Consider the following 19,499-nt stretch of genomic DNA (forward strand, 5'->3'; position numbering starts at 1 on the left):
ACGCCGCGGTATGAAGCAACGCGACGCAACCCGCAAATCCACTGCAGCGTTAAACAGCCCGTGTGATGCGAAACAGCTCGCGCCGCAGCCACGCGGCGCGTTGTGCGCCAAAGCGGCGCTCGAATTCGTCCTGCGCCGCGCGCCAGTGTTCATGCGCCGCGTCTAGCCGCGAACGGCCCGCTTGCGTGAGCGCGAGCCGGCGGCGGCGTTCGCCGAAGTCCGGCGCATCGGCCACGAGAGCGCCGCGCAACAGCGGCCGCAAGGCCCGCACGAGCGTGGTGCGCTCCATCACCATCGACCGGCCGAGTTCCGCCATCGTGAGGCTCGACGCACGGCCCAGCGCACCGAGTATGCTGAACTGCGTGGGCGTGAGCCCCGCCGCGCTCAGGTGCCGCTCGTAAAGCTGCGACAGATGCCGCGCGGCCTGCCGTACGGCAAAGCAATCGTCGTGCTCGGGGGACTGATAGATGTGCATATGCACAGAGTAGTCGGCAATCGGGCCTCGAACAAGCCTTACGCGTGGCATCACATTATGGACGCGGCGACAACAATCGCGGCCAGACTTTCAATTTGCCTTCATTTCGGAGGGCGCGTCGTGCGCCACGTTGTCGAAAAACGCCGTGGCGTGGTCGATGAACGCGCGCACCTTCGCCGGCAGCAGCGTGCGTGTGGTGTAGGCGAGGCGAATCTCGATCTGCATGTCGACGATGGGGTACGCGTCGAGCACCGTCACGAGTTTGCCCGCCGCGAGTTCCTCCCTCACCAGCCCGGCGGGGAGAATGCCGATGCCGAAGCCCTCCAGCACCATCTCACGGTTGAACTCGGGGTTGTTCGATGCGATTTCATGGTGCAGCGGCACGACGACTTCCTCGTCGCCTACGCGAAACGCGATCGTGGGCTTGCGCATGGAAGGCGGCATCGGCACGAACACGTGGTCGGCGAGGTCGGCGGGATGCTTTGGCGTGGAATGCGCTTCGAGATACGCGGGCGTCGTGACGAGCGCGAGCGGAATGCGCTCCAGCAGGCGCGTGACGGTCGATTCGTTGTTGAGCATGAACGGCAGCACGAGGCCGAGATCGTAGCCGTCCGCGATGAGATCGACGGGGCGCTCGGTGAGGATAACGTCGAGCGTCACCTTGGGATGCGCGCGCTTGAAGCTGGCGATGAGCGGCACGAGCCGATTGACGGTGGCCGTGGTGTGGGCGACCAGTCGCAGCACGCCGTTCGCTTCGCGCGTTTGCACGGTGGCGTCGGCCTCCAGTGCGTCGAGGTCGTCGAGCACGCGGCAGCAGCCTTCGTAGAAGCGCTCGGCCGCCTCGGTAAGCGACACCGCGCGCGTGCTGCGATGAAAGAGCCGGTTGCCAAGGCGCTTTTCGAGGCGCGCGATGGCGCGCGAAACGACGGGCGTGGTGAGGCTGTGCATGTCCGCGGCGCGCGTGAAGCTGCGCGCCTCGACGACGGAGCGGAAGATCCGCAGGCTGTCGATGTAATCCATGGTCGTGTGCAGGGGTGGCGTTGCCGTAGCTTAAAGCGTTTCAGCCGCCCTCGCCGAACACCTCCGCACAGAACGCGCGCCCCTCATCGGACAAACTCGCCGTCCCGGTCCCGTCTTCGGCCTGCGTCGTCACCACGAGCCCGCTGTCCACGAGCGCCGTCAATTGTCTGCGCAATCCGCTCATCGGCACGCCGGCCTGCTTCGAGAGTTTCGCGAGCGACCACGCGCGGCCCTCGCGCTCAGGCTGGTCGTGTTTCTCGCACTCCGCGCGCCACAACTGCTCCAGCACGGCAATCAACACCGGGTCGACCCCCGACTCGTCCGCGCCGGCGTCTTCGCGCTCTTCATCTGCATTCATCGTCTGTCTCCTCATGCCATCTTCGCGGCCATTTCGCCTAGCGTCTTCAGCGCGGCTTCGGTCTGCGCGTTCCATGGGTAGCTGTAGTTCAGCCGGATGTAGTGGTGATACTCGTTGCGCATCGAGAACATGTAGCCGGGCCCGATGGTAATGCCTTGCGCGAGCGCCGCCTGATAGAGCCGCATCGAGTCGACGCGCGGCGGCAGTTCCACCCACAGCACGTAGCCGCCTTGCGGCTCCGACGTGCGCGTGCCCGCGGGAAAGAAGCGCTCGACCATCGCCCGCATTAGCCGCGCCTGTTGCCTGTAGAAGCGCCGCACGCGGCGTAGATGGCGATCGTAGCCATCGTGGCGCAAGTAGTCGGCCAGCGCCACCTGGGGAACCGAGGGGGTCGTGAGCGTGTTGAGGAACTTGAGCTTTTCGACCTGCGCGCGGTAACGCCCCGGCAGCGCCCAGCCAATGCGATACGAGGCCGAAAGGCTCTTCGAGAACGAGGCGCAATGCAGCACGAGGCCGCGCGTGTCGAACTGCTTGAGCGTGGAAGGCCGCGTCTGCCCGAAGTACAGCTCCTGATAGACGTCGTTCTCAATCACCGGCAAATCGTGCGCCTCGGCAAGCGCCACGAGCCGCGCCTTGTGCGCGTCGGGCATGCGAAAACCGAGCGGATTCTGGAAGTTCGGCATCACCATGCAGGCCGCCACCTTCTGGCGCGCGAGCACCCGCGCGAGCGCGTCGAGGTCGATGCCGGTATCAGCGTGCGTGCTCACTTCGATGGCGCGCATGCCCAGACGCTCGATGGCGTGCAGCATCGCGTAGTAGGTGGGCGATTCGACGGCCACCGTGTCGCCCGGCTTGGCCACGGCCTGCAGGCTCAGGTTGATCGCCTCGGTCGCGCCCACGGTGATGACGATTTCCTCGGGATCGACGCCTACGCCGTTTTCGGCATAGCGCCGCGCGATCTGGCGGATCAGCTCGGGGTTGCCGGGCGGCAGGTCGTCGATGAGGTTCCAGCTCGCATGGCGGCGCGCGATCGCGTTGGCGTACTGGTTGATGCGCCGCCAGGGGAACAGCGCCGGGTCCGGGTACGGCGAGCCGAGCGGCACGGCGTCCTGCGCGCCGATGCTGCGCAGCGTGGAGAGCACGAGCCGGCTCACGTCCACGTTGGCGGGCACGGGGTGCCTCGGCGCGCTCGCGCGGCGCGGCTTGACCGCCGTCATGGCGTCCTTGTTCTGCGAGCCTTGTGCGCCCACCGCGCCGCGCCCTTGCGGCGCGCCCAAGCGCGCACGCACGAAATAACCCGATTGCGGCCGCGACTCGATCACGCTGCGGCTTTCCAGCAGCGCATAGGCGCGCAGCACCGTCTTGATGCTCACGCCGTGCTGCTGGCTCGCGCGGCGCACGGAGAGAATGCGCTCGCCGGGGCCGAACACGCCGCGGCGCACGGCGGCTTCGATATCGTCGGCGAGTTGCTCGTAGCGGGTCACGTTCGGCTCAGGTCCTGGCGGGCGAAAGGGAGTCGGGCCACACGCGCGGCCGATCCCGGCAAGTCTATGACAAAACGCCGCAACTGTACCCCTTGCTTTTTGGTTTTTCTGTGATCTCCGGGGGCACAGGAACACAGTAGCCTTGAGTCATCGGGCAGACCGCCCTGGAAGACGAAAAGCCAACCGCATCATGAAGAAGCCGCAAGGTCGCATCGAGCCGTATCACCACCCCGCCGCTGGCTGGGGCGCGCTCAAGCAGGTCGCCATCAACCTCATCAAGGAGAAGGTGACGGGCGGCAATTACCGCACCCTGCTCAAGCAGAACCAGCCCGACGGCTTCGACTGCCCCGGCTGCGCGTGGCCCGACCGCGAGCACGCGTCCACGTTCGAATTCTGCGAAAACGGCGTGAAGGCCGTGGCGGCGGAGGCGACCAGCAAGCGCGTGACGCCCCGGTTCTTCCAGGAGCACACCGTTAGCGAGCTGATGGCGCAATCGGACTACGAGCTGGAGCAGCATGGCCGTCTGACCGATCCGCTCGTCTACGACGCGCTGCAGGACCGCTACGTGCCGATCGAATGGAACGATGCGTTCAAGCTGATCGCGAAGCACCTCAAAGCGCTCGACGACCCGAATCGCGCCGCGTTCTACACGTCAGGGCGCGCGAGCAACGAGGCCGCGTTCCTCTACCAGCTCTTCGTGCGCATGTACGGCACGAACAACTTCCCCGACTGCTCGAACATGTGCCACGAGGCCACGAGCCGCGGCCTGCCGGGCACGGTCGGCATCGGCAAGGGCACGGTCACGCTCGACGACTTCGAGCACGCCGACACGCTCCTCATCTTCGGCCAGAACCCGGCGACGAACCATCCGCGCATGCTCGGCGAGCTGCGCGAATGCGCGAAGCGCGGCGCGACCATCGTCTCGATCAATCCGTTGAAAGAGCGTGGGCTGGAGCGTTTCGCGAGCCCGCAGCACACGCTCGACATGCTCTCGCCCAAGGGTGTGCAAATCAGCTCCGTGTTCATCCGTCCGCGCGTGGGCGGCGACTTCGCGCTCATCAAGGGCGTGGCCAAGCGCGTGATCGAACTCGATGACGAAGCGCTCGCGAACGGCACCGAACGCGTGCTCGACGTCGATTTCATCGCTGAGCACACGGTTGGATTCGACGCCTTCGCCGCCGACTTGCGCGCCGAATCGTGGGACACCATCGTGGCCGAAGCGGGTACGCCGATCGAAGAAGTGCTCAAGCTCGCCGATATCTACGTAAACGGCAAGGCTGTGATCTCTACGTGGGGCATGGGCCTCACGCAGCACAAGAATTCGGTGCCGACGATCCAGTTGCTTTCGAACCTCATGATGATGCGCGGGAACATTGGCCGCCGCGGCGCGGGCCTGTGCCCCGTGCGCGGCCATTCGAACGTGCAGGGTGACCGCACGGTCGGCATCGAGGAAAAGCCCACGCAGGCGTTTCTCGACCGCCTCGGCAAGGCCTATGATTTCGAGCCGCCGCGCGAGCACGGCTATGACGTCGTGGAAACCATTCACGCGATGCTCGAAGGCCACGTGAAGGTGTTCATCGGCCTTGGCGGCAACTTTTCGATCGCCACGCCCGACACGCCGCGCACGTGGGAAGCCATGCGCGCGTGCGCACTCACGGTGCACGTGACGACGAAGCTCAACCGCAGCCATCTGGTTCACGGCCGCGACGCGCTCATTCTGCCCACGCTCGGCCGCACCGAGATCGACCTCCAGAACGGCGTGCCGCAGGGCGTGAGCGTCGAGGACTCGATGAGCATGGTGCACATCTCGTACGGCATGAACCGGCCCGCTTCGACGAACCTGCTTTCGGAAATCGCGATCGTCGCGCGCATGGCGCACGCCACGCTCGGCAGCGACAAGGTGGACTGGCTCGACCTCGCCGCCGACTACGCGAAGATCCGCGACGGCATCGAGAAGGTGTTCGACGGCTTCGAGAACTACAACGAGCGCCTGAAGCACCCGGGTGGCTTCCACCTGGGCGTGGCCTCGCGCGATCGCGTGTGGAAAACGCCCAGCAACAAGGCGCAGTTCGTCGTGCACGCCATCGCACTCGATACGCCCATTCACCGGGCGCGCGCCGAGCATGGTCCGCGGCTCATGACGCTCATGACCACGCGTTCTCACGATCAGTACAACACGACGATCTATGGCCTCGACGACCGTTATCGCGGCGTATACGGCCTGCGCCGCGTGCTGTTCGCGAACCGCGAGGACATGGCGATGCTCGGCTTCGAACCCGGCCAGCACGTGGATATCACGAGCGTGTGGGACGACGGCGTGGAGCGCCATGTAGAGGACTTCATGCTCGTGGAGTACGACATTCCGCGCGGCTGCCTCGGCGCGTACTACCCCGAGACCAATCCGCTCGTGCCGCTCTCGTCCGTCGCCGATGGCGCGGGCACGCCGACTTCGAAGTCGATACCGGTGCTGCTGAGCCCGGCGAAGGCGAACGCACCGGCCGACGCTGCGATCGCGGCAGCCTGAAGGGCGTTGCCTGGGCGGCTCCTTCGGCCATCGCAAGGAGCCGCGCGACGACCGCCGTGAGCGTGGTGAATCAGCCTGTCAGCCAGCGAGCTTTCGGAACGTTTCCAGCACCGCTTCACCCTTGAAGGGCTTCACGATCCAGCCGCGCACGCCGGCCGCCTTGCCGCGCTCCTTCATGGCAGGGCTGCTTTCCGTGGTCAGCATCACCACGTTCACCGCCGTGTTCGCCAGCTCGCTGCGGATCTTCTCGACCATCGTGAGGCCGTCCATGTTCGGCATGTTCACGTCGCTCACTACGAGCTTGACGCCCGGGTTCGAGCGCAGCTTCGCGAGCCCGTCCTTGCCGTCCACTGCCGTGTCCACGTCCAGGCCGTTCTTGCGCAGAAAGCCGGCCACCTCGTCGCGCACCGTGCTTGAATCGTCCACCACCAAAATCTTTGCCATGCTGTTCATCTCCTTCGCGCCGCGTATGGCGCGTCTTTGATCAAAATAATTCGAGTTCGCCGCTGGCCTGCTCTTCAACGGCAGCGGCCGCGGCCTGCGCGGCCGTCTCGTCAAACCCTTCGCGCGACCAGCCGAGGCTGAACACGAACCGTTGGTCTATCACCACTTCGCGGCCCGTATTCGGGCACGCGAGCCGGTACTTGATGCACAACTGCGGATTGTCGGAGCCGAACGACAAGTAGCGCCGCCGATGATTGATGAGCAGCGGCACCTGCACCTGCGCGCGGCCCCAACCCGCTTCGTCGGCAGCGCGTGCGTTGCCCAGATAGCGGTTGCGAAACGCACCCCACACGAGATTCGTGAGTTCGGCGAGCACGCCGTTCACGTCGCGGAAGTCGCTCGCTTCGTCGCGGCCCGCGCGCGGCGGCAGCAGTTCGATCAGCGGCGTCTCCTCGGTTTGCATCAGGAGCCAGCCGCGGCACCACGCCGTCTCGATCGGGATGAGCGTCAGCACTTCGCCGAAGATGATGCGGTCGCGCACGATGCTCGGCGTGTCCCAGTTCACTTCGAGACTGGGAAAGAGGCCGCGCAGACGCCCGAGCGTCATGTCGGTGATGCCGTCCACGAGCGGGTCCGGGTAGTCGTGCGAGAACACGTGCGCTTCGAGCGCCGCGATCAGCGTTTCAGGATCGCTTTCGTGCCAGCTCGCGCACGGCAAGCGGCGCAATGGTTCGGGCAATGCATCGGCGTGCTCATTGGCTGCGCGCCGCAACACGACCGGCAGTTCGGGGCGCTCGGCTTCGAGCGCGACGGCCACCGCCGCTGCCGCTTCGAACGAGCCGCCAAAGTCGTCGCCCAGCAGCACGCCGCCCAGATCGTAGTGCGTCTTCAGCGCCGCCGAGAGCGCTTCGCGCCGCACCGGCACGCACACGCAATCGTGTGCGGCTGCGGTTTGCGCAATCGCCTCGGCACGCGCCGTATCACTTTCCAGCAGCAACAGCTTGCTGACTGGCTTGTTCACGTTCATGTTTCCTTTCTCTGCATTCAAAACAATTCGAGTTCACCTGCGCTGTCGTGTGCTTCGACGGCAGCGGTACTCGCCACGAAATCGAGCGGCGCCTGCGTGCACACGCACAGCGTGGCGCCGAGCCGCACGTCGTGATCGATCGTGAGCGCATACGACTGCACGTAATCCGGCTTCAATTCGCGCAGATACGGCAGGCATCCGCTGCTGAGCGCGTAGGGCGTCGACATGCCGAGGTCGGGAAAATGCTCGACCAGTTGCTGGTTCATCGCCCCGCAGCACAGGTTGCCGAACTCCATGAAGCATTCGGTGAGCGCGCGCGACGCATCGCCCACGTAGTAGCGCTGCGTGCGCTCGTCGTCTTCGAAGTGCAGGAGTAGCAGCAGGCGGAACTGCATCGACGAAATCGTCAGGACGACCAGGTGCTCGCCGTGGGGCGCCTCGCCCGTACGAGGCTCGATTTCGCAACTGTGCTGGGCGTCGGTCACGAGCCGCATGCGCGCGGCCGCGAAAAAAATCCGCTCGATGCTGTCCTTCGCGTGCGTGCCGATCATGCGTGCGCCCCGGCGCGCGTCGTTTCGAGCTGGTGATGCATCTGTTGCGACGATGCCTCCACGCTCGCGAGCGTCGCCGCGATCATCTTGCCGCCCGCCTGAATGTCCTGGAATGTCGCGGCCGTGATCAGGTCGTTGCGGTTCAGGCTGTCGCGATAGCTCTTCGAAAGTTCCTGCGAGCGCGTGGCGAGCGAACGCACCTCGCCCGCCACGATCGAGAAGCCACGCCCCGCCGCGCCCGCGCGCGCCGCTTCGATCGAAGCGTTGAGCGAGACGATGAGCACATGGCTCACGATCGACGACAGTTCCTGGTTCTTCTTGTGCATGTCGTTGTTCTGCGCCATTAGCGAGATCATCTGCTCGTGCCAGCGCTCGAACGTCGACGACATGAGCTTCAGCCGCGAGGCCTCGCTCGCAATGCGCGCAGAGTGCTGCATGGCATCGTCACGCTGCGCGCGCTCGCTGGCGAGCGCCGCTTCGAGCGCATCGGCCACGGACCGGCGCTGTGCGAGTTCTGCGCGCAACGATTCGATTTGCGCGACCAAGGCTGCGTGTTCACGCGCCGCGTCTTCCTGCTGCGCCGTGTGGCGCGTTTCGGCCTGTGCAAGCGCGTGAGCGTGCGCCGCTTCCTGCGCACGCGCCGCATTTGCCGCCTGCGTTTGCGCACGCTTGTGCCACGCCGCGACCACGCCGGCTGCCAACGCGACGATAGCCGCGCCTTCGATTAAATACGGTAAGACCACTGCCACCCCCGCCATGCGCTAGCCCGCCAGCGCTTCCTCTTGCTTTGCCTGCGTTGCGTCCGCCATCTTCACTGCCCATTGCTGCGGCAAACGCACGACGGTCTCGAAATGCCGGTAATCGGCGCCCCGGCGCTCGTCGGTGAAACGCAGTTCGATTGCACCGCCCTCGCGTTCGAGGAAATCGCGCACCGCGTCCATGCCCACGCCGCGGCCCGAGACTTCGGTCACGTTCGTGGCCGTCGAAAAGCCAGGGCGGAAAATGAATGCCGCGATCGCCTCGTCGCTCACCGCTTCATACGCCTGAAGCCAGCCGCGCTCCACCGCGATGCTGCGAATGCGCGCGAGCGCGAGGCCGCGGCCGTCGTCGGCGAGCGTCATGCACAGTGCGCCGTTGTGCACGTTGACATCGATGTCGATGTGGCCCGACTCGTGCTTGCCAATTGCGCGGCGTTGCGCCGGCATTTCAATGCCGTGGTCGAGCGAGTTGCGCAGCAGATGCATGAACACGTTCTTCACCGTGCCGGCAGCCTCGCTGCGCAGGCGATAACCGTTGTCCTCGATCTTCACCACCGGTTCGACCTTGCCGAGCTCCTGAGCCAGCGAGGGCAGCGAGCCGGTCACGCCCGCGAGCGCATCGGCCACCCGCTCGGTGCCGATCGCGTGCAGCGTGGTGCGCAGTTCGGCGCGCATCGCGCGAAGTGCGGGCAGGTCGTTGTCGTCGGTGCGATCGACAATGCGCAGCGTCTGTTCGATCAATTCGCGCGTGACGGTGAGGCTCGCCGTGCCGCTCGGCGCGCCAGCCGCACGCGGGCCGCGCCCAAGGCTCACCTCGTTGATGTTCGAATAGTGCTCGAGCGCCGCCTTCACACGCTCCAGATCGGCGATCAGCGCCTGCTGGTCCCACGTGTGGCTCGTGTCTTCGCGGCGCAGCGCGTCGTAGCGCTGCTCGACTTCGTGCACCACGCCCGTGAGATGCTGCAGGCTGTACGTGCGCGCGTTGCCCTTGATTGTGTGCATGTTGCGGAACAGCGCGGCGATCGCGCTCGTATCCGCGCAGTCGTGCTGGCGAATGATGTGCTCGTTCTCGTGAATGAAGCTCGTCGAACTATCGACGAAATGCTGGAACTTCTCCTCGCTCACCGCGAGAATTTCGCCGATCATTTCGAGGCGGCGCTTTTGCTCGCCGGCTTCGGCCGCGAGTTCGCGCAGCTCCGTCACGTCGCGCACGCACAGCATGAGGCGCACGACCACGTCGTTTTCGTCGGTGATCGCCGACCAGCTCAGGTCCAGCACCTTCGCACGGCCATCCGGCAGCGTGCGCGTGATTTCATTCACGAGCAGGTGCTGATTGAACGCGAAGTTCACATCGTCTTCGCCAAGGCATGCGTGCACGGCGGCGTCGATCTGCGCGAGCGTGTCGGCGTCGAGATCCGTACGCGAAAACACCAGGTCCATCAGCGAGCGGCCCGCAATCTCGTTCGTTTCGAAGATTGCCTCCAGATACGCCGAATATTCGTTGTGAATCGTCGCGCCTTCGACCACCGTGAGAATGCCCTGCTGCATGTTCTGCAGCATCGCCTGAATGTCGGCGGTCTTGCGTTTGAGCTGCGCCGAACTGTGCTGGATCTTCTCGATCATGCCGTTGAAGGCGACGATCGAATGACCGATTTCGTCCATGCGGCCCACGGGCACGCGGCGCGTGAAGTCCTGGCTCGACGCGATTTCGCTCATCATGGCCTGCATGTGCGAAAGCGGGCGCGTGATCTGGCGGTACAGCAGCGCGCCGATCAGCGTGAGCAGCAGCACCGCGCCGCCCGTCACGCCGGCAATGGCGCTCGTCGTGGTGTCGAGCGTACTGTTGAGCGTGCGGATCGCGTCATCTTTCTGGCGGTTCTTTTCCACGCGCATCGTCGTGACGATACCTTCGAGTTCGTCGCGATACTGCGCGACGTTCGCGAAAAGATAGGCCTGTGCGAGTTCGTTCTTGCCGCCCGCCTTCATCTTCGCTGTGTCATCGATCGCGGAGAAGTAGTTCGCGAGGCTTTCCTGCGCCTGCGAGACGAGGCCTTCCTGCGCGTGGCTCGCTGCCGCCTTGCGTTGCACGTCGAGCGCGGCGCGTAACGCCGCTTCCTTGTCCTTGAGCTCGTTCTGCGCGAGCGACGCGACCGTGGCGTCGGGTGCGTAGACGAGTGTCATGGTGGCGAGCTGCACGTCTTTCACGAGCGCCACGAGATCGGATGATGCGAGGGCGCTCGGCACAACGCCCTGGGTAACCTGGCGGACGTCGCTGGCGCTGTGGCGGGCCTGATAGGCCGCGTAGCCGCCGATGGCGGACAGCGCGACGAACATCAGGACGATGAGTAGCGTGATGCGGTGACGAATGGTCATGTCGAAATCCCCGGGCCTTCGTAGCCGGCCGCGCTATGGTTGCGCGGCTCGGGACACGTTGGCCAATTTATTCGCGGTGGATTATCGACGGTTAGGTATGACGAAATGATGACTACGCATGAATCGGCCGGGTGCGCTGTGCGTTAGACAACACTTGAGAATTGCGGCCTGTTGTGCGCTGGGCGGCACGGATTGCGCTTAGTCGGGCACCGCTGGGTCGTCGAGAAACAGCACCATGAGTTCGTCGTCGGCATACACGCCGTCGATGCACAGGCCGCGCGGCTCGACTCCATAGCGCACGAAGCCGCATGAGCGATAGAGCGCCTGGGCGCGGGGATTCAACACACTCACCACGAGTTGCACTTGCAGCAAGCCGAGCGCGCGAGCGTGTGCGATGGCGGCCTCCATCAATTGCCTTGCAATACCGGCGCCCCGCCATGCGGGATCGACAAAGACACCCCAGATGAGCCCCTTGTGCGCGAGCTTCTGGCGCGCGTCGCGCATGAGCCCCGTGATTCCAGTGAGCTTGTCGCCAGCGAATGCGCCGAATACGATGCGGTCGTTCGTGGCGCGAACCACGGCCCTGCTCTCTTCGGGCGTCCGCCTGGATTCTTCCTCGTAGGTCGGCACGATACCGGCCGGATAATTTTCGGTCGCGTACAAACGCATGGCGTGAAAAGCCTCGGCGTCTTGCTCGTTCAACGGGCGGATCGTTGCATTCATTGGCTTCGTTTCGTTCATGTGCAGTGCCTGGCAATGAAGAGAGAATGACTCATGCGACAGCCAAGCCTATCACGTCCCCCGGCCTTCTCGCCTTGCGCTAATATGGAACTTTCGCGTCGCATCATGCGCGCAGCATCACTCCGGGGTTTCTCATGCCGCAAACCGTAACGCCCGACGCGCAACCCTACTTCTGGCGCGATGCAGACCTGCCGTTCATCGAAGTGCGCGCAATCACCGACGGACGCAAGGTCAGCTATGGCCGTCACGCGCACAGCACGTTCTCGATCGGCGCGGTCACGGGCGGGCGCAGCACCTACCTGAACGGGAGCACGCTCTCTCACATCAGTGCGGGCGCGGTGGTGGTCATCAACCCGGAAGTCGTGCACGCATGCAACCCAGTCGCAGACGAGCCCTGGGCCTACCGCATGTTCTATCTCGACACGGCGTGGCTCGCGAAACTGCAACACGATTTGGGTTTCGGCGCGCACGAAGGTTTCCGCCCGTTCGAACAGACCTTGAGCTGGGAGCGTGACTTGTTCGACGGGCTCAACGGGCTCTACGAACTGCTCGTCGATCCGCATGAGTCAGCGCTGCGCAAGGAATGCGCGGTCGTAGCGTATTTCGCGAGGCTCCAGCAGTCCCTCAACCCTGCGCCGGCCAGCGTACGCGAACCGAACGAACGCCTCGCGCGCGCCGCAGAATTCATCGACGGCAATTACACCCGCACGCTCAAGCTCGAGGAGATTTGCGCCGCCGCCGATCTTTCGCCCTCGTATCTCATACGCGCGTTTCGCGAGCAATACGGCATGACACCGCACGCATATGTCGTGAACCGCCGCATCGAGTTCAGCCGTGCGCAACTGCGCCGCGGGCACACCATTGCGGATGTCGCGGCCGAGGCCGGTTTCGCCGATCAAGCGCATTTGCAGCGCGCGTTCCGTCAGTTCGTTGCCGCAACGCCGGGCCAATATCGCGGCTAACGTAGCCGTCGCGCGTTCAGGCAAACACCAGCCAAAACGCACTGCCCGCAAGCAACAATGCCATGACGCGGTTCACGAACCGCACGCGCGACGGTTCGCGCAATGCCTGGCGCAACGACGCGCCTGCCCACGCCCAGCACGCAATCGACACATAGCACACGACGAAATAGATCGCGGCAAACTGCCAGACCAGCGCACTCTCGCCAGAAGCCGCATATAAGCCCATGCCCGCCACCGATGCGAGCCACGCCTTGGGGTTGAGCCATTGCATCGTGGCGCCGACCATCAGCGAGGGACCGCGCGACGCGTTCGGGGAGTCGATGCGGCCATCGTCGGCGGCGAGGCGATACGCAACGTACAGCAGGAAAGCCACGCCCGCCCATTCGATCGCGCGCGTGAGAAACGGCAAGCGCGCCAGCAATGCGTGCATGCCAAGTCCGATCAGCAGCAACAGACACGCGAAACCCACGGTCGCGCCGGTAACGTGGCGCAGGCTCGCGCGTAGCCCGTATCGCGCACCCGCGCTCAGCGCGACGATATTGACGGGTCCAGGGGTGATGGATGTGGCCAGCGCGAAGGCGGCCATCGACAAGGCAGTGCTCACAGTTTTCCTCGCTACGCCCATTGGGGATCAGTAAGCGTCGAGGGTAGACGCGCGTGTCGCCGGCGTATTGAAGAAAATTGCCCCTGCCGGTGGTCGCGGCGCAATGCGGCACAGCACGGAACTCGCGCTATCATTGCGCCGCACCGACGACACTATTTCCGGAACTGCAACGTGAAAAAGATCCTTATCATCGGCATCGGCGCGGGTGACCCGAACTACCTGACCGTGCAGGCGATCGAAGCGCTCAACGCCGCCGACGTGTTCTTCGTGATGGACAAGGGCGCTGCCAAGGACAAACTTGTCGCGCTGCGCAAGGAAATCTGCGCGCGCTTTATCAAGGACCACGACTATCGAATCGTGGAAGCGACGAGCCCCGAGCGGCGCCGCGACGAGGGTCTCGATTACAAGACCGCCGTGTACGAACTCAACCGCGACAAGCAGCGCGTATTCGAGCGCCTGATCGAAGAGGAATTGACGGACGGCCAATGCGGCGCGTTTCTCGTATGGGGCGATCCATCGCTCTATGACAGCACGATCCGCATTCTCGATTCCATTCTTGCCGATGGCAGGCTGGCGTTCGACTTCGAGGTGATTCCGGGCATTAGCAGCGTTCAGGCGCTCGCGGCGAAGCATCGCGTGCCGCTCAACTTCATCGGCAAGCCGGTGAGCATCACGACGGGAAGGCGGCTCGCGGAGGGCGGCTTTCCGCAGGACGTGGAAAGCGCCGTGGTCATGCTCGACGCGCAAAACGCGTATGCGCAACTCGCGGGTGAGGACCTCGATATCTATTGGGGTGCATATGTCGGCACACCTGACGAGATCCTGATGTCGGGCCGCCTGGAAGACGTGAAAGACGAGATCGTCCGCGTTCGCGCACAAGCGCGCGAGGCGAACGGATGGATCATGGACACGTATTTGCTGCGCAAACGCGGCGTGAAAGACTGAAAGGAGCGCGCGAACAATGACGTTCGCGCACGTCGTCTGGTTCACCCGTCGGGGCTTACGCCAGCCCTACGCACACCGCCACGATAATCGAGCCGAACAACAGCACAGCGCCCACCGTCTTGCGCCTGTTCAGCTCCGTCCAAAGAAGCACGCCTGTGAGCGACAGCAGAATGAGCGCCCCGGCGAAGCTGTCGATGAACAGCACCCAGCCCACGCTCATGCCCGTACCCTTGTGCAGGTTGGTGATCGTCGAGACGAGCGAGTTGTCGTTGCGCTTGAGCGTGAGCTTGTCGTTGCCCACCCAGTACTCGACCGCCACGCTCTCGCCGGGTGACGTGAACATCATCTGCCAATGCTCAGGCTGCACGACTTTGCGATCGCCCCACGCCACGTTGTGCTCGGGCTCCTTCTGCACGCGGCCCATGCGTGCTGGCAGCTTCAAATCAGGTTGCGATCGCAACCATTTCACCATTTCTCGCGGCGTTTCGGGCGCTGGGTCTGGCACGGCGATCTGCACCGTCGAGACTTGCGGCGCGCCCGGCGAGATGCGCAGCGGCTCGGCGCGATGATTCAGCACGAACCCCGTTGCGCCGAACAGCAGGCCAAGCGCCGCGCCCCACAGACCCACCCAGCCGTGCACCTTGCGCAGCCACTTGATGAAGGTCGCGCGGCGCGAACGCTTTGCGCGCTCGTCGCGCTGTTCGGCGTCGAGAGGTGTGCGCCGCGTTGCCGGTGCATCGATCTCGGCGGTATCGGAAAAGCTCATGTTTCACTCCAAAGTCGCAAAAGATTGTGGTAGCAGCCCACGAGGCTGCGCCGCGCCTGGGCGTCGGCGTCGCTTGCGTTCAGGCGCTGGATAGCGGTGTCCATGTCGAAGAGCAGAGCGCGCTTCGTGTCGTCGCGCACGAGGCTTTGCACCCAGAAGAAGCTCGCCACACGCGCGCCGCGCGTGACCGGCGTGACCTGGTGCAGGCTCGTGGCCGGATAGACGATCATGTCGCCCGCCGGCAGCTTCACTTGTTGCACGCCGTAGGTGTCTTCGACCACGAGTTCGCCACCGTCGTATTCGTCGGGCGACGAGAGAAAGAGCGTGCACGAAACGTCTGTGCGAAGCTTCACGCCGTTGGGCAGCACACGCACGGCGCCGTCCACGTGGCTGCCGAACGTCATGCCGCCTTCATAGCGGTTGAAGAGCGGCGGATACACCTGGTTGGGCAGCGCCGCGCTGATGAAGAGCGGATTGCGTTCGATGGCCGCGAGCACCATGTCGCCAAGCTCCCGTGCGATTGGCGTGTGCTCGGCGATCTGCACGTTGCGCTTCACGGGCGCGCCAGACCAGCCAGCCGTCGCGCGGCCGTCTACCCAGGCGTCGCCTGCATTGTCGAGCCGCACGCGCAGCGCGCGCACCTGCTCGGGCGTCAGTACGTTGGGCACGTGAACCAGCATCGTCGTTTCCTTCGTTGCGCCGCATTCGCGGCTGCATTCGCGCACACACGCGCAGTTACGCAAAAAGCCCGCATTATGCGGGCTTCGCGTGACCGCGCGCAGAAGCGCGGCGCACGCGTATGCGCGCTAATCAGAACCGGTAATCGGCCGTCGCAAGGAACGTGCGGCCAACGCCCGGCACTGAACGTCCGCCGTCCGACGGGATGAGGGCGTCATAGTAGAACTTGTTGGTCAGATTCAGCAGATTCAGCCGCACGTCCCACTTCTTTTCGTGGTACTCGGCCATCGCGTCCCAGCGCGTGTAGCCGCCGGTTTCCACGTAGTTCGTGTTCGCCGCGTAGCGCGCCGACATATAGGTCGGTCCGCCGCCGATTTCCCAATGCGGCGTGAACGCATAGGTGGTCCACAGCGTGAAGGTATTGCGCGGCGTGTTGGCCGGCGTGTTGCCCTGGGTTCCGTCAAGTGCCTTGAGAATCACGCCGTCCATATACGTGTAGCCCGCGAACACCTGCCACTTGTTGGTGAGGTGGCCCGTTGCGCCCGCCTGGAAGCCGCGCACGCGAATGTCGCCCGAAAGCGTGTATTCGCCCGTCGCGGTTTGCGTGCGCGCGTTGTCCATTTCCTGCTGGAAGAATGCTGAGGTAACCGAAAGATTTCCGCCGAGCAAGTCCCACTTCGCGCCGACTTCATACGATTTGGTGCTCTCGGGCGCGAGGTTCTGCGTGTTGTTCGTGACCGTAAGCGCTTCAAGCGACGGGTCAAACGACGTGCCGTACGAGAAGTAGTACGACTGCCAGTCGGTCGGCTGATAAATCGCGCCCGCGCGAACGCTCGTGAACGTGTTGGTCTGGTCCGCGTAGAGCGGCAAGGTAATCGTGTTGGCAATATGCGCCTGGAAGCGATCCCAACGCACGCCGCCAATGATCTTCCAGTGCTCCCCGATCGACATCGTTTCGTTGAAGTACGCCGCGAGCGTAGTCGCGCCAGACTCCGCGTGGTTGCCCACCGTCGTCGTGACGTTCGAGGGCGTCGAGATATAGGCCGGGTTAAGCAGCGAGAGAATCGGCAGGTTGTTGCGCGTGTAGGCCTGATTCGTATAGCTGTCGTGTCCCACCTCGACGCCCGCGATCATCTCGTGCTTCAGGAAGCCCGTGTTGAACTTGTATTGCGCCATCGTATCGTTGTAGATCGAGTGGTTCTCGATCACGCGGTCGTGGCTCGCAAGCTTGATGTACAGATCTTCGAGCGGCAGGTTCGTGAAGTTGCCGTTCTTGAGCGCCGTGCTCGAAGAAAGCGGGCCCGTTAACACGGCACCAGGCGCGGTCTCGCGCGCGTCGGTGAGCGAATGCGAGAACTGCGTCTGGTTGGTGATCTTGAACTGGTCGTTGAAACGGTGATCCACGCGCGCCTGAACAGTCTGCACGTCCTGGATCGTGCGGTCGTCGGTGAGGCCGTAGAACGTGCTTTTCGAAGGCGCGAACGGGTGGCCGTTGATCGCCTGCACGCCATAGTCCGGCATGTCGTAGTTGTGCTGGATCAGCGCCGAGATCGTGACTTCGGTCGGCGTGCCAATGCCAAAGCGCAACTCGGGCGCGAAACCGTAGTCCTTATTCTTCATCACGTCGCGCGTCGAGCCCATCGACTGGCCGAACGCATTCAGACGAAACGCAGCGTGATCGCCGAGCGGGCGGTTCACGTCGAGCGTCGCGCGATAGCGGTCGTCAGTGCCGATGGTGGTCGACACTTCGGTGAGCGGCTTGAGGTTCGCCTGCTTCGTGACCTGGTTGATCACGCCGCCGGTGGAACCGCGGCCAAACAGCATCGACGAAGGACCGTAGAGCACTTCGATCGATTCGAGATCGAAGGTGTCGCGGTAGTACTGGTTGCGGTCGCGAAAGCCGTCGAGGTAAATGTCGTTTTGCGCCGTGAAGCCGCGCAGGTTGATGTTGTTGCCAATCTGGCCGCCTTCCGCACCGCCGATCGTGATGCCGGGCGCGTTGCGCAGCGCGTCCTGGAACGACGTGGCGCCCTGCGACTGCATCACGGCCTTGTTGATCACTGTGACCGACTGCGGAATGTCGCGCAGCGCCGTAGGCGTTTTCGCACCCACGGTCGCGGTATCAGCCTGGAAGTCCTGAGCATCGCTTTGACCCGACACGGAGATCGTGGGCAGTGTGGCGTTGTTCGTGGCGCTTGCCGCCTGCGAGGCCTGGATCGTCTGATTGCTCTGCGCGGCGGCCGCCCCCGAAGCGGCAGTGGCAGCAGTTGCAGGCGCGCTTTGCGCGAGTGCAGACGAAGCGAAAGGTACGGCAAAGGTCAGCGCGAGCGCACTCGCGAGCGGCGTCCGGTTCAACATGAGGTCCCTGTGCAAGGCATACGACCCGGCCGTGCGACGCGCACAAAACTGGCGCGGACGACGCGGGTGGATTGGCTGGCTGGGCCGCCCCGAAAGGACCGAGGGAAACGAAGCTAGGCTGGCTGGTCTTGTTGTTTGGCCGCGGAAGGCTCCGCGGTAATGAGAATCGATATCATTCCATATGTTTCATTCCCTTTCAATCGGTTTCGGCGTTTGAGCAACAGTTTGGTGGTGTGATCGGTAAGGCTCATCACCGTTAAGGTAAATGTAATTTACGCCATTCAAATCGAGTCGACGCTCACTGTATTCATCTGATTAGTTCTGGACGGCGCGCGTCATTTAATTCGGATATCGAATTAAATGACGATGTCTCGCACTACGCCGCTTGAGCGCATTCGCGCAATTGCTGCGCGAGTGCGCCAATCGCTTCGTCGAGCGTAGCGGTGCTGCGCCGAAGAATGCCGATCGGCTCCACACCCTGCGGGGCCGGCACGTCGATCTGCACGAGCACCCCAGCGTCGATGTCGCTCTGCGCGACTCGCTGCGGCACAATCCACACGGCGTTAGAACCGGCGACGATCAAGCGCGCCACGGAAGCCGATTGCGTTTCGATCGCGCCTTCAGGCACGGCGAAACCATGCGTTTCAAGAAACGCCTCGGTGTGATGGCGCGGCGCGGTGCGCTCGCCCGCGATCACGTGCGGAAAACCGAGCACGTCGCCGAGCGCTGGCGCACCGCTTTCGTTCGCAAGCGGATGCCCCGCGCGCACGACGACGAGGAGCGACTCCGTATAGAGATATTCGAACGACACGCCCTGCAACATCGCCGGCTCGGCCATGCGCCCCACCATCAGGTCGAGCTCGCCCGCTTTCACCGCACGCAGTAGCTCGGCATTCGAGTCGGTATGAATCTTCACGCCCACTTGCGGGCGCAACGCCGTGAAACGCAGGAGGGCTTCTGGCAGCAGCGCCGTTGCCACGGTTGGCAACGCGCCCAGGCGCACCGCTGGTGCTGCATGCGGGTCCTGCCGCCCGAGTGCGAGCGCGGACGCCTCGACCGCGCGCGTCGCGTCGAGCGCATAGCGCAGGAAGCGCTCGCCCTGCACCGTCAGCGCCGCGCCGTTTCTGCCGCGTTCGACGAGACGTGCGCCCGCCCATTGCTCGAGTTCCACGAGGGTCTTCGAAACGGCTGGCTGGCTCAAATGCAAACGCGCCGCCGCGCGCGCGAGCGTGCGCTCCTGGGCGATCGCCACGAAACAGTTCAAATGCCGCAGACGCAGCCTCGACGCGAGTTGCCGCTGTGCCTCGTCTGCCGCTTCGCGGGCTGCGTCTGCATCGATGTCGGCCTTCACGCGCCGCCGGGTTTCCTTATTTTCCATAATCTCAAGTTATGGAATTTTCAAGAAAAAGTCAATTTACATAACCTCCCGTC

Annotated in this window: 18 protein-coding genes; 3 read left to right on the plus strand and 15 right to left on the minus strand. The window is 64.1% G+C overall.

Annotated features, from left to right (window positions below):
* Nucleotides 1-49: 49 nt before the first annotated feature.
* The 4 genes from L0U83_RS23335 to L0U83_RS23350 form a co-directional block, all read right to left on the minus strand.
* A complete protein-coding gene (locus L0U83_RS23335; RefSeq protein ID WP_233886617.1) occupies nucleotides 50-475 on the minus strand; it encodes a MarR family winged helix-turn-helix transcriptional regulator in 426 nt (141 codons plus the stop codon).
* A 90-nt stretch (nucleotides 476-565) separates the two neighbouring features.
* Nucleotides 566-1,495 carry a LysR family transcriptional regulator gene (locus L0U83_RS23340; protein ID WP_233886453.1) on the minus strand — a complete coding sequence of 310 codons (930 nt, stop codon included), beginning with the start codon at nucleotides 1,493-1,495 and terminating at the stop codon, nucleotides 566-568.
* Nucleotides 1,496-1,535: 40 nt separating this feature from the next.
* Nucleotides 1,536-1,853, minus strand: coding sequence for a helix-turn-helix domain-containing protein (locus L0U83_RS23345; RefSeq protein ID WP_233886454.1), 318 nt, complete (start codon nucleotides 1,851-1,853; stop codon nucleotides 1,536-1,538).
* Between the two features lie 11 nt (nucleotides 1,854-1,864).
* Nucleotides 1,865-3,337 carry an aminotransferase-like domain-containing protein gene (locus tag L0U83_RS23350; RefSeq protein WP_233886455.1) on the minus strand — a complete coding sequence of 491 codons (1,473 nt, stop codon included), beginning with the start codon at nucleotides 3,335-3,337 and terminating at the stop codon, nucleotides 1,865-1,867.
* A 190-nt stretch (nucleotides 3,338-3,527) separates the two neighbouring features.
* Between L0U83_RS23350 and L0U83_RS23355 the strand changes: the two genes are divergently transcribed.
* Nucleotides 3,528-5,861, plus strand: coding sequence for an FdhF/YdeP family oxidoreductase (locus tag L0U83_RS23355; protein ID WP_233886456.1), 2,334 nt, complete (start codon nucleotides 3,528-3,530; stop codon nucleotides 5,859-5,861).
* A 78-nt stretch (nucleotides 5,862-5,939) separates the two neighbouring features.
* On the opposite strand, the gene L0U83_RS23360 is transcribed toward L0U83_RS23355, so the two are convergent.
* The 6 genes from L0U83_RS23360 to L0U83_RS23385 all read right to left on the minus strand — a co-directional run bounded on the left by L0U83_RS23360 (nucleotide 5,940) and on the right by L0U83_RS23385 (nucleotide 11,755).
* On the minus strand, nucleotides 5,940-6,305 hold the full coding sequence (locus L0U83_RS23360) for a response regulator (protein ID WP_028209901.1): 366 nt from the start codon (nucleotides 6,303-6,305) through the stop codon (nucleotides 5,940-5,942).
* 40 nt (nucleotides 6,306-6,345) lie between these two features.
* A complete protein-coding gene (locus L0U83_RS23365) occupies nucleotides 6,346-7,332 on the minus strand; it encodes a chemotaxis protein CheX (protein ID WP_233886457.1) in 987 nt (328 codons plus the stop codon).
* Between the two features lie 17 nt (nucleotides 7,333-7,349).
* Nucleotides 7,350-7,883, minus strand: coding sequence for a hypothetical protein (locus L0U83_RS23370; RefSeq protein WP_233886458.1), 534 nt, complete (start codon nucleotides 7,881-7,883; stop codon nucleotides 7,350-7,352).
* On the minus strand, nucleotides 7,880-8,626 hold the full coding sequence (locus tag L0U83_RS23375) for a methyl-accepting chemotaxis protein (RefSeq protein ID WP_233886618.1): 747 nt from the start codon (nucleotides 8,624-8,626) through the stop codon (nucleotides 7,880-7,882). The genes L0U83_RS23370 and L0U83_RS23375 overlap by 4 nt, the downstream gene beginning before the upstream one ends.
* An 18-nt stretch (nucleotides 8,627-8,644) precedes the next feature.
* On the minus strand, nucleotides 8,645-11,014 hold the full coding sequence (locus L0U83_RS23380) for an ATP-binding protein (RefSeq protein ID WP_233886459.1): 2,370 nt from the start codon (nucleotides 11,012-11,014) through the stop codon (nucleotides 8,645-8,647).
* 198 nt (nucleotides 11,015-11,212) lie between these two features.
* A complete protein-coding gene (locus L0U83_RS23385; protein ID WP_233886460.1) occupies nucleotides 11,213-11,755 on the minus strand; it encodes a GNAT family N-acetyltransferase in 543 nt (180 codons plus the stop codon).
* 134 nt (nucleotides 11,756-11,889) lie between these two features.
* Between L0U83_RS23385 and L0U83_RS23390 the strand changes: the two genes are divergently transcribed.
* A complete protein-coding gene (locus L0U83_RS23390; protein WP_233886461.1) occupies nucleotides 11,890-12,717 on the plus strand; it encodes a helix-turn-helix transcriptional regulator in 828 nt (275 codons plus the stop codon).
* 16 nt (nucleotides 12,718-12,733) lie between these two features.
* On the opposite strand, the gene L0U83_RS23395 is transcribed toward L0U83_RS23390, so the two are convergent.
* Nucleotides 12,734-13,321 carry a LysE family translocator gene (locus L0U83_RS23395; RefSeq protein WP_233886462.1) on the minus strand — a complete coding sequence of 196 codons (588 nt, stop codon included), beginning with the start codon at nucleotides 13,319-13,321 and terminating at the stop codon, nucleotides 12,734-12,736.
* Between the two features lie 171 nt (nucleotides 13,322-13,492).
* Between L0U83_RS23395 and cobF the strand changes: the two genes are divergently transcribed.
* Nucleotides 13,493-14,266, plus strand: a complete 774-nt coding sequence (gene cobF / locus L0U83_RS23400; protein WP_233886463.1) for a precorrin-6A synthase (deacetylating) — start codon at nucleotides 13,493-13,495, stop codon at nucleotides 14,264-14,266.
* A 55-nt stretch (nucleotides 14,267-14,321) separates the two neighbouring features.
* Here the strand turns inward: cobF and L0U83_RS23405 are convergent, their stop codons facing one another.
* The 4 genes from L0U83_RS23405 to L0U83_RS23420 form a co-directional block, all read right to left on the minus strand.
* The gene (locus tag L0U83_RS23405; protein WP_233886464.1) at nucleotides 14,322-15,032 is read right to left on the minus strand and encodes a PepSY-associated TM helix domain-containing protein; all 711 of its coding nucleotides are present in this window, start codon (nucleotides 15,030-15,032) and stop codon (nucleotides 14,322-14,324) included.
* Nucleotides 15,029-15,712, minus strand: coding sequence for a Fe2+-dependent dioxygenase (locus tag L0U83_RS23410; protein WP_233886465.1), 684 nt, complete (start codon nucleotides 15,710-15,712; stop codon nucleotides 15,029-15,031). The genes L0U83_RS23405 and L0U83_RS23410 overlap by 4 nt, the downstream gene beginning before the upstream one ends.
* 130 nt (nucleotides 15,713-15,842) lie before the next feature.
* Nucleotides 15,843-18,068 (minus strand): TonB-dependent receptor, encoded by a 2,226-nt coding sequence (locus L0U83_RS23415; protein WP_233886466.1) that lies wholly within the window; start codon nucleotides 18,066-18,068, stop codon nucleotides 15,843-15,845.
* Nucleotides 18,069-18,444: 376 nt separating this feature from the next.
* Nucleotides 18,445-19,419, minus strand: a complete 975-nt coding sequence (locus L0U83_RS23420; RefSeq protein WP_233886467.1) for a LysR substrate-binding domain-containing protein — start codon at nucleotides 19,417-19,419, stop codon at nucleotides 18,445-18,447.
* Nucleotides 19,420-19,499: the final 80 nt, after the last annotated feature.

The organism is Paraburkholderia flagellata (assembly GCF_021390645.1).
GTDB lineage: Bacteria > Pseudomonadota > Gammaproteobacteria > Burkholderiales > Burkholderiaceae > Paraburkholderia > Paraburkholderia flagellata.

What these genes read in the sequence shown, in the direction of transcription:
- L0U83_RS23335 (WP_233886617.1), bottom strand. Translation starts at nt 475, where the DNA reads ATGCACATCTATCAGTCCCCCGAGCACGACGATTGCTTTGCCGTACGG.
- L0U83_RS23340 (WP_233886453.1), bottom strand. Translation starts at nt 1,495, where the DNA reads ATGGATTACATCGACAGCCTGCGGATCTTCCGCTCCGTCGTCGAGGCG.
- L0U83_RS23345 (WP_233886454.1), bottom strand. Translation starts at nt 1,853, where the DNA reads ATGAATGCAGATGAAGAGCGCGAAGACGCCGGCGCGGACGAGTCGGGG.
- L0U83_RS23355 (WP_233886456.1), top strand. Translation starts at nt 3,528, where the DNA reads ATGAAGAAGCCGCAAGGTCGCATCGAGCCGTATCACCACCCCGCCGCT.
- L0U83_RS23360 (WP_028209901.1), bottom strand. Translation starts at nt 6,305, where the DNA reads ATGGCAAAGATTTTGGTGGTGGACGATTCAAGCACGGTGCGCGACGAG.
- L0U83_RS23365 (WP_233886457.1), bottom strand. Translation starts at nt 7,332, where the DNA reads ATGAACGTGAACAAGCCAGTCAGCAAGCTGTTGCTGCTGGAAAGTGAT.
- L0U83_RS23370 (WP_233886458.1), bottom strand. Translation starts at nt 7,883, where the DNA reads ATGATCGGCACGCACGCGAAGGACAGCATCGAGCGGATTTTTTTCGCG.
- L0U83_RS23380 (WP_233886459.1), bottom strand. Translation starts at nt 11,014, where the DNA reads ATGACCATTCGTCACCGCATCACGCTACTCATCGTCCTGATGTTCGTC.
- L0U83_RS23385 (WP_233886460.1), bottom strand. Translation starts at nt 11,755, where the DNA reads ATGAACGAAACGAAGCCAATGAATGCAACGATCCGCCCGTTGAACGAG.
- L0U83_RS23390 (WP_233886461.1), top strand. Translation starts at nt 11,890, where the DNA reads ATGCCGCAAACCGTAACGCCCGACGCGCAACCCTACTTCTGGCGCGAT.
- L0U83_RS23405 (WP_233886464.1), bottom strand. Translation starts at nt 15,032, where the DNA reads ATGAGCTTTTCCGATACCGCCGAGATCGATGCACCGGCAACGCGGCGC.
- L0U83_RS23410 (WP_233886465.1), bottom strand. Translation starts at nt 15,712, where the DNA reads ATGCTGGTTCACGTGCCCAACGTACTGACGCCCGAGCAGGTGCGCGCG.
- L0U83_RS23415 (WP_233886466.1), bottom strand. Translation starts at nt 18,068, where the DNA reads ATGTTGAACCGGACGCCGCTCGCGAGTGCGCTCGCGCTGACCTTTGCC.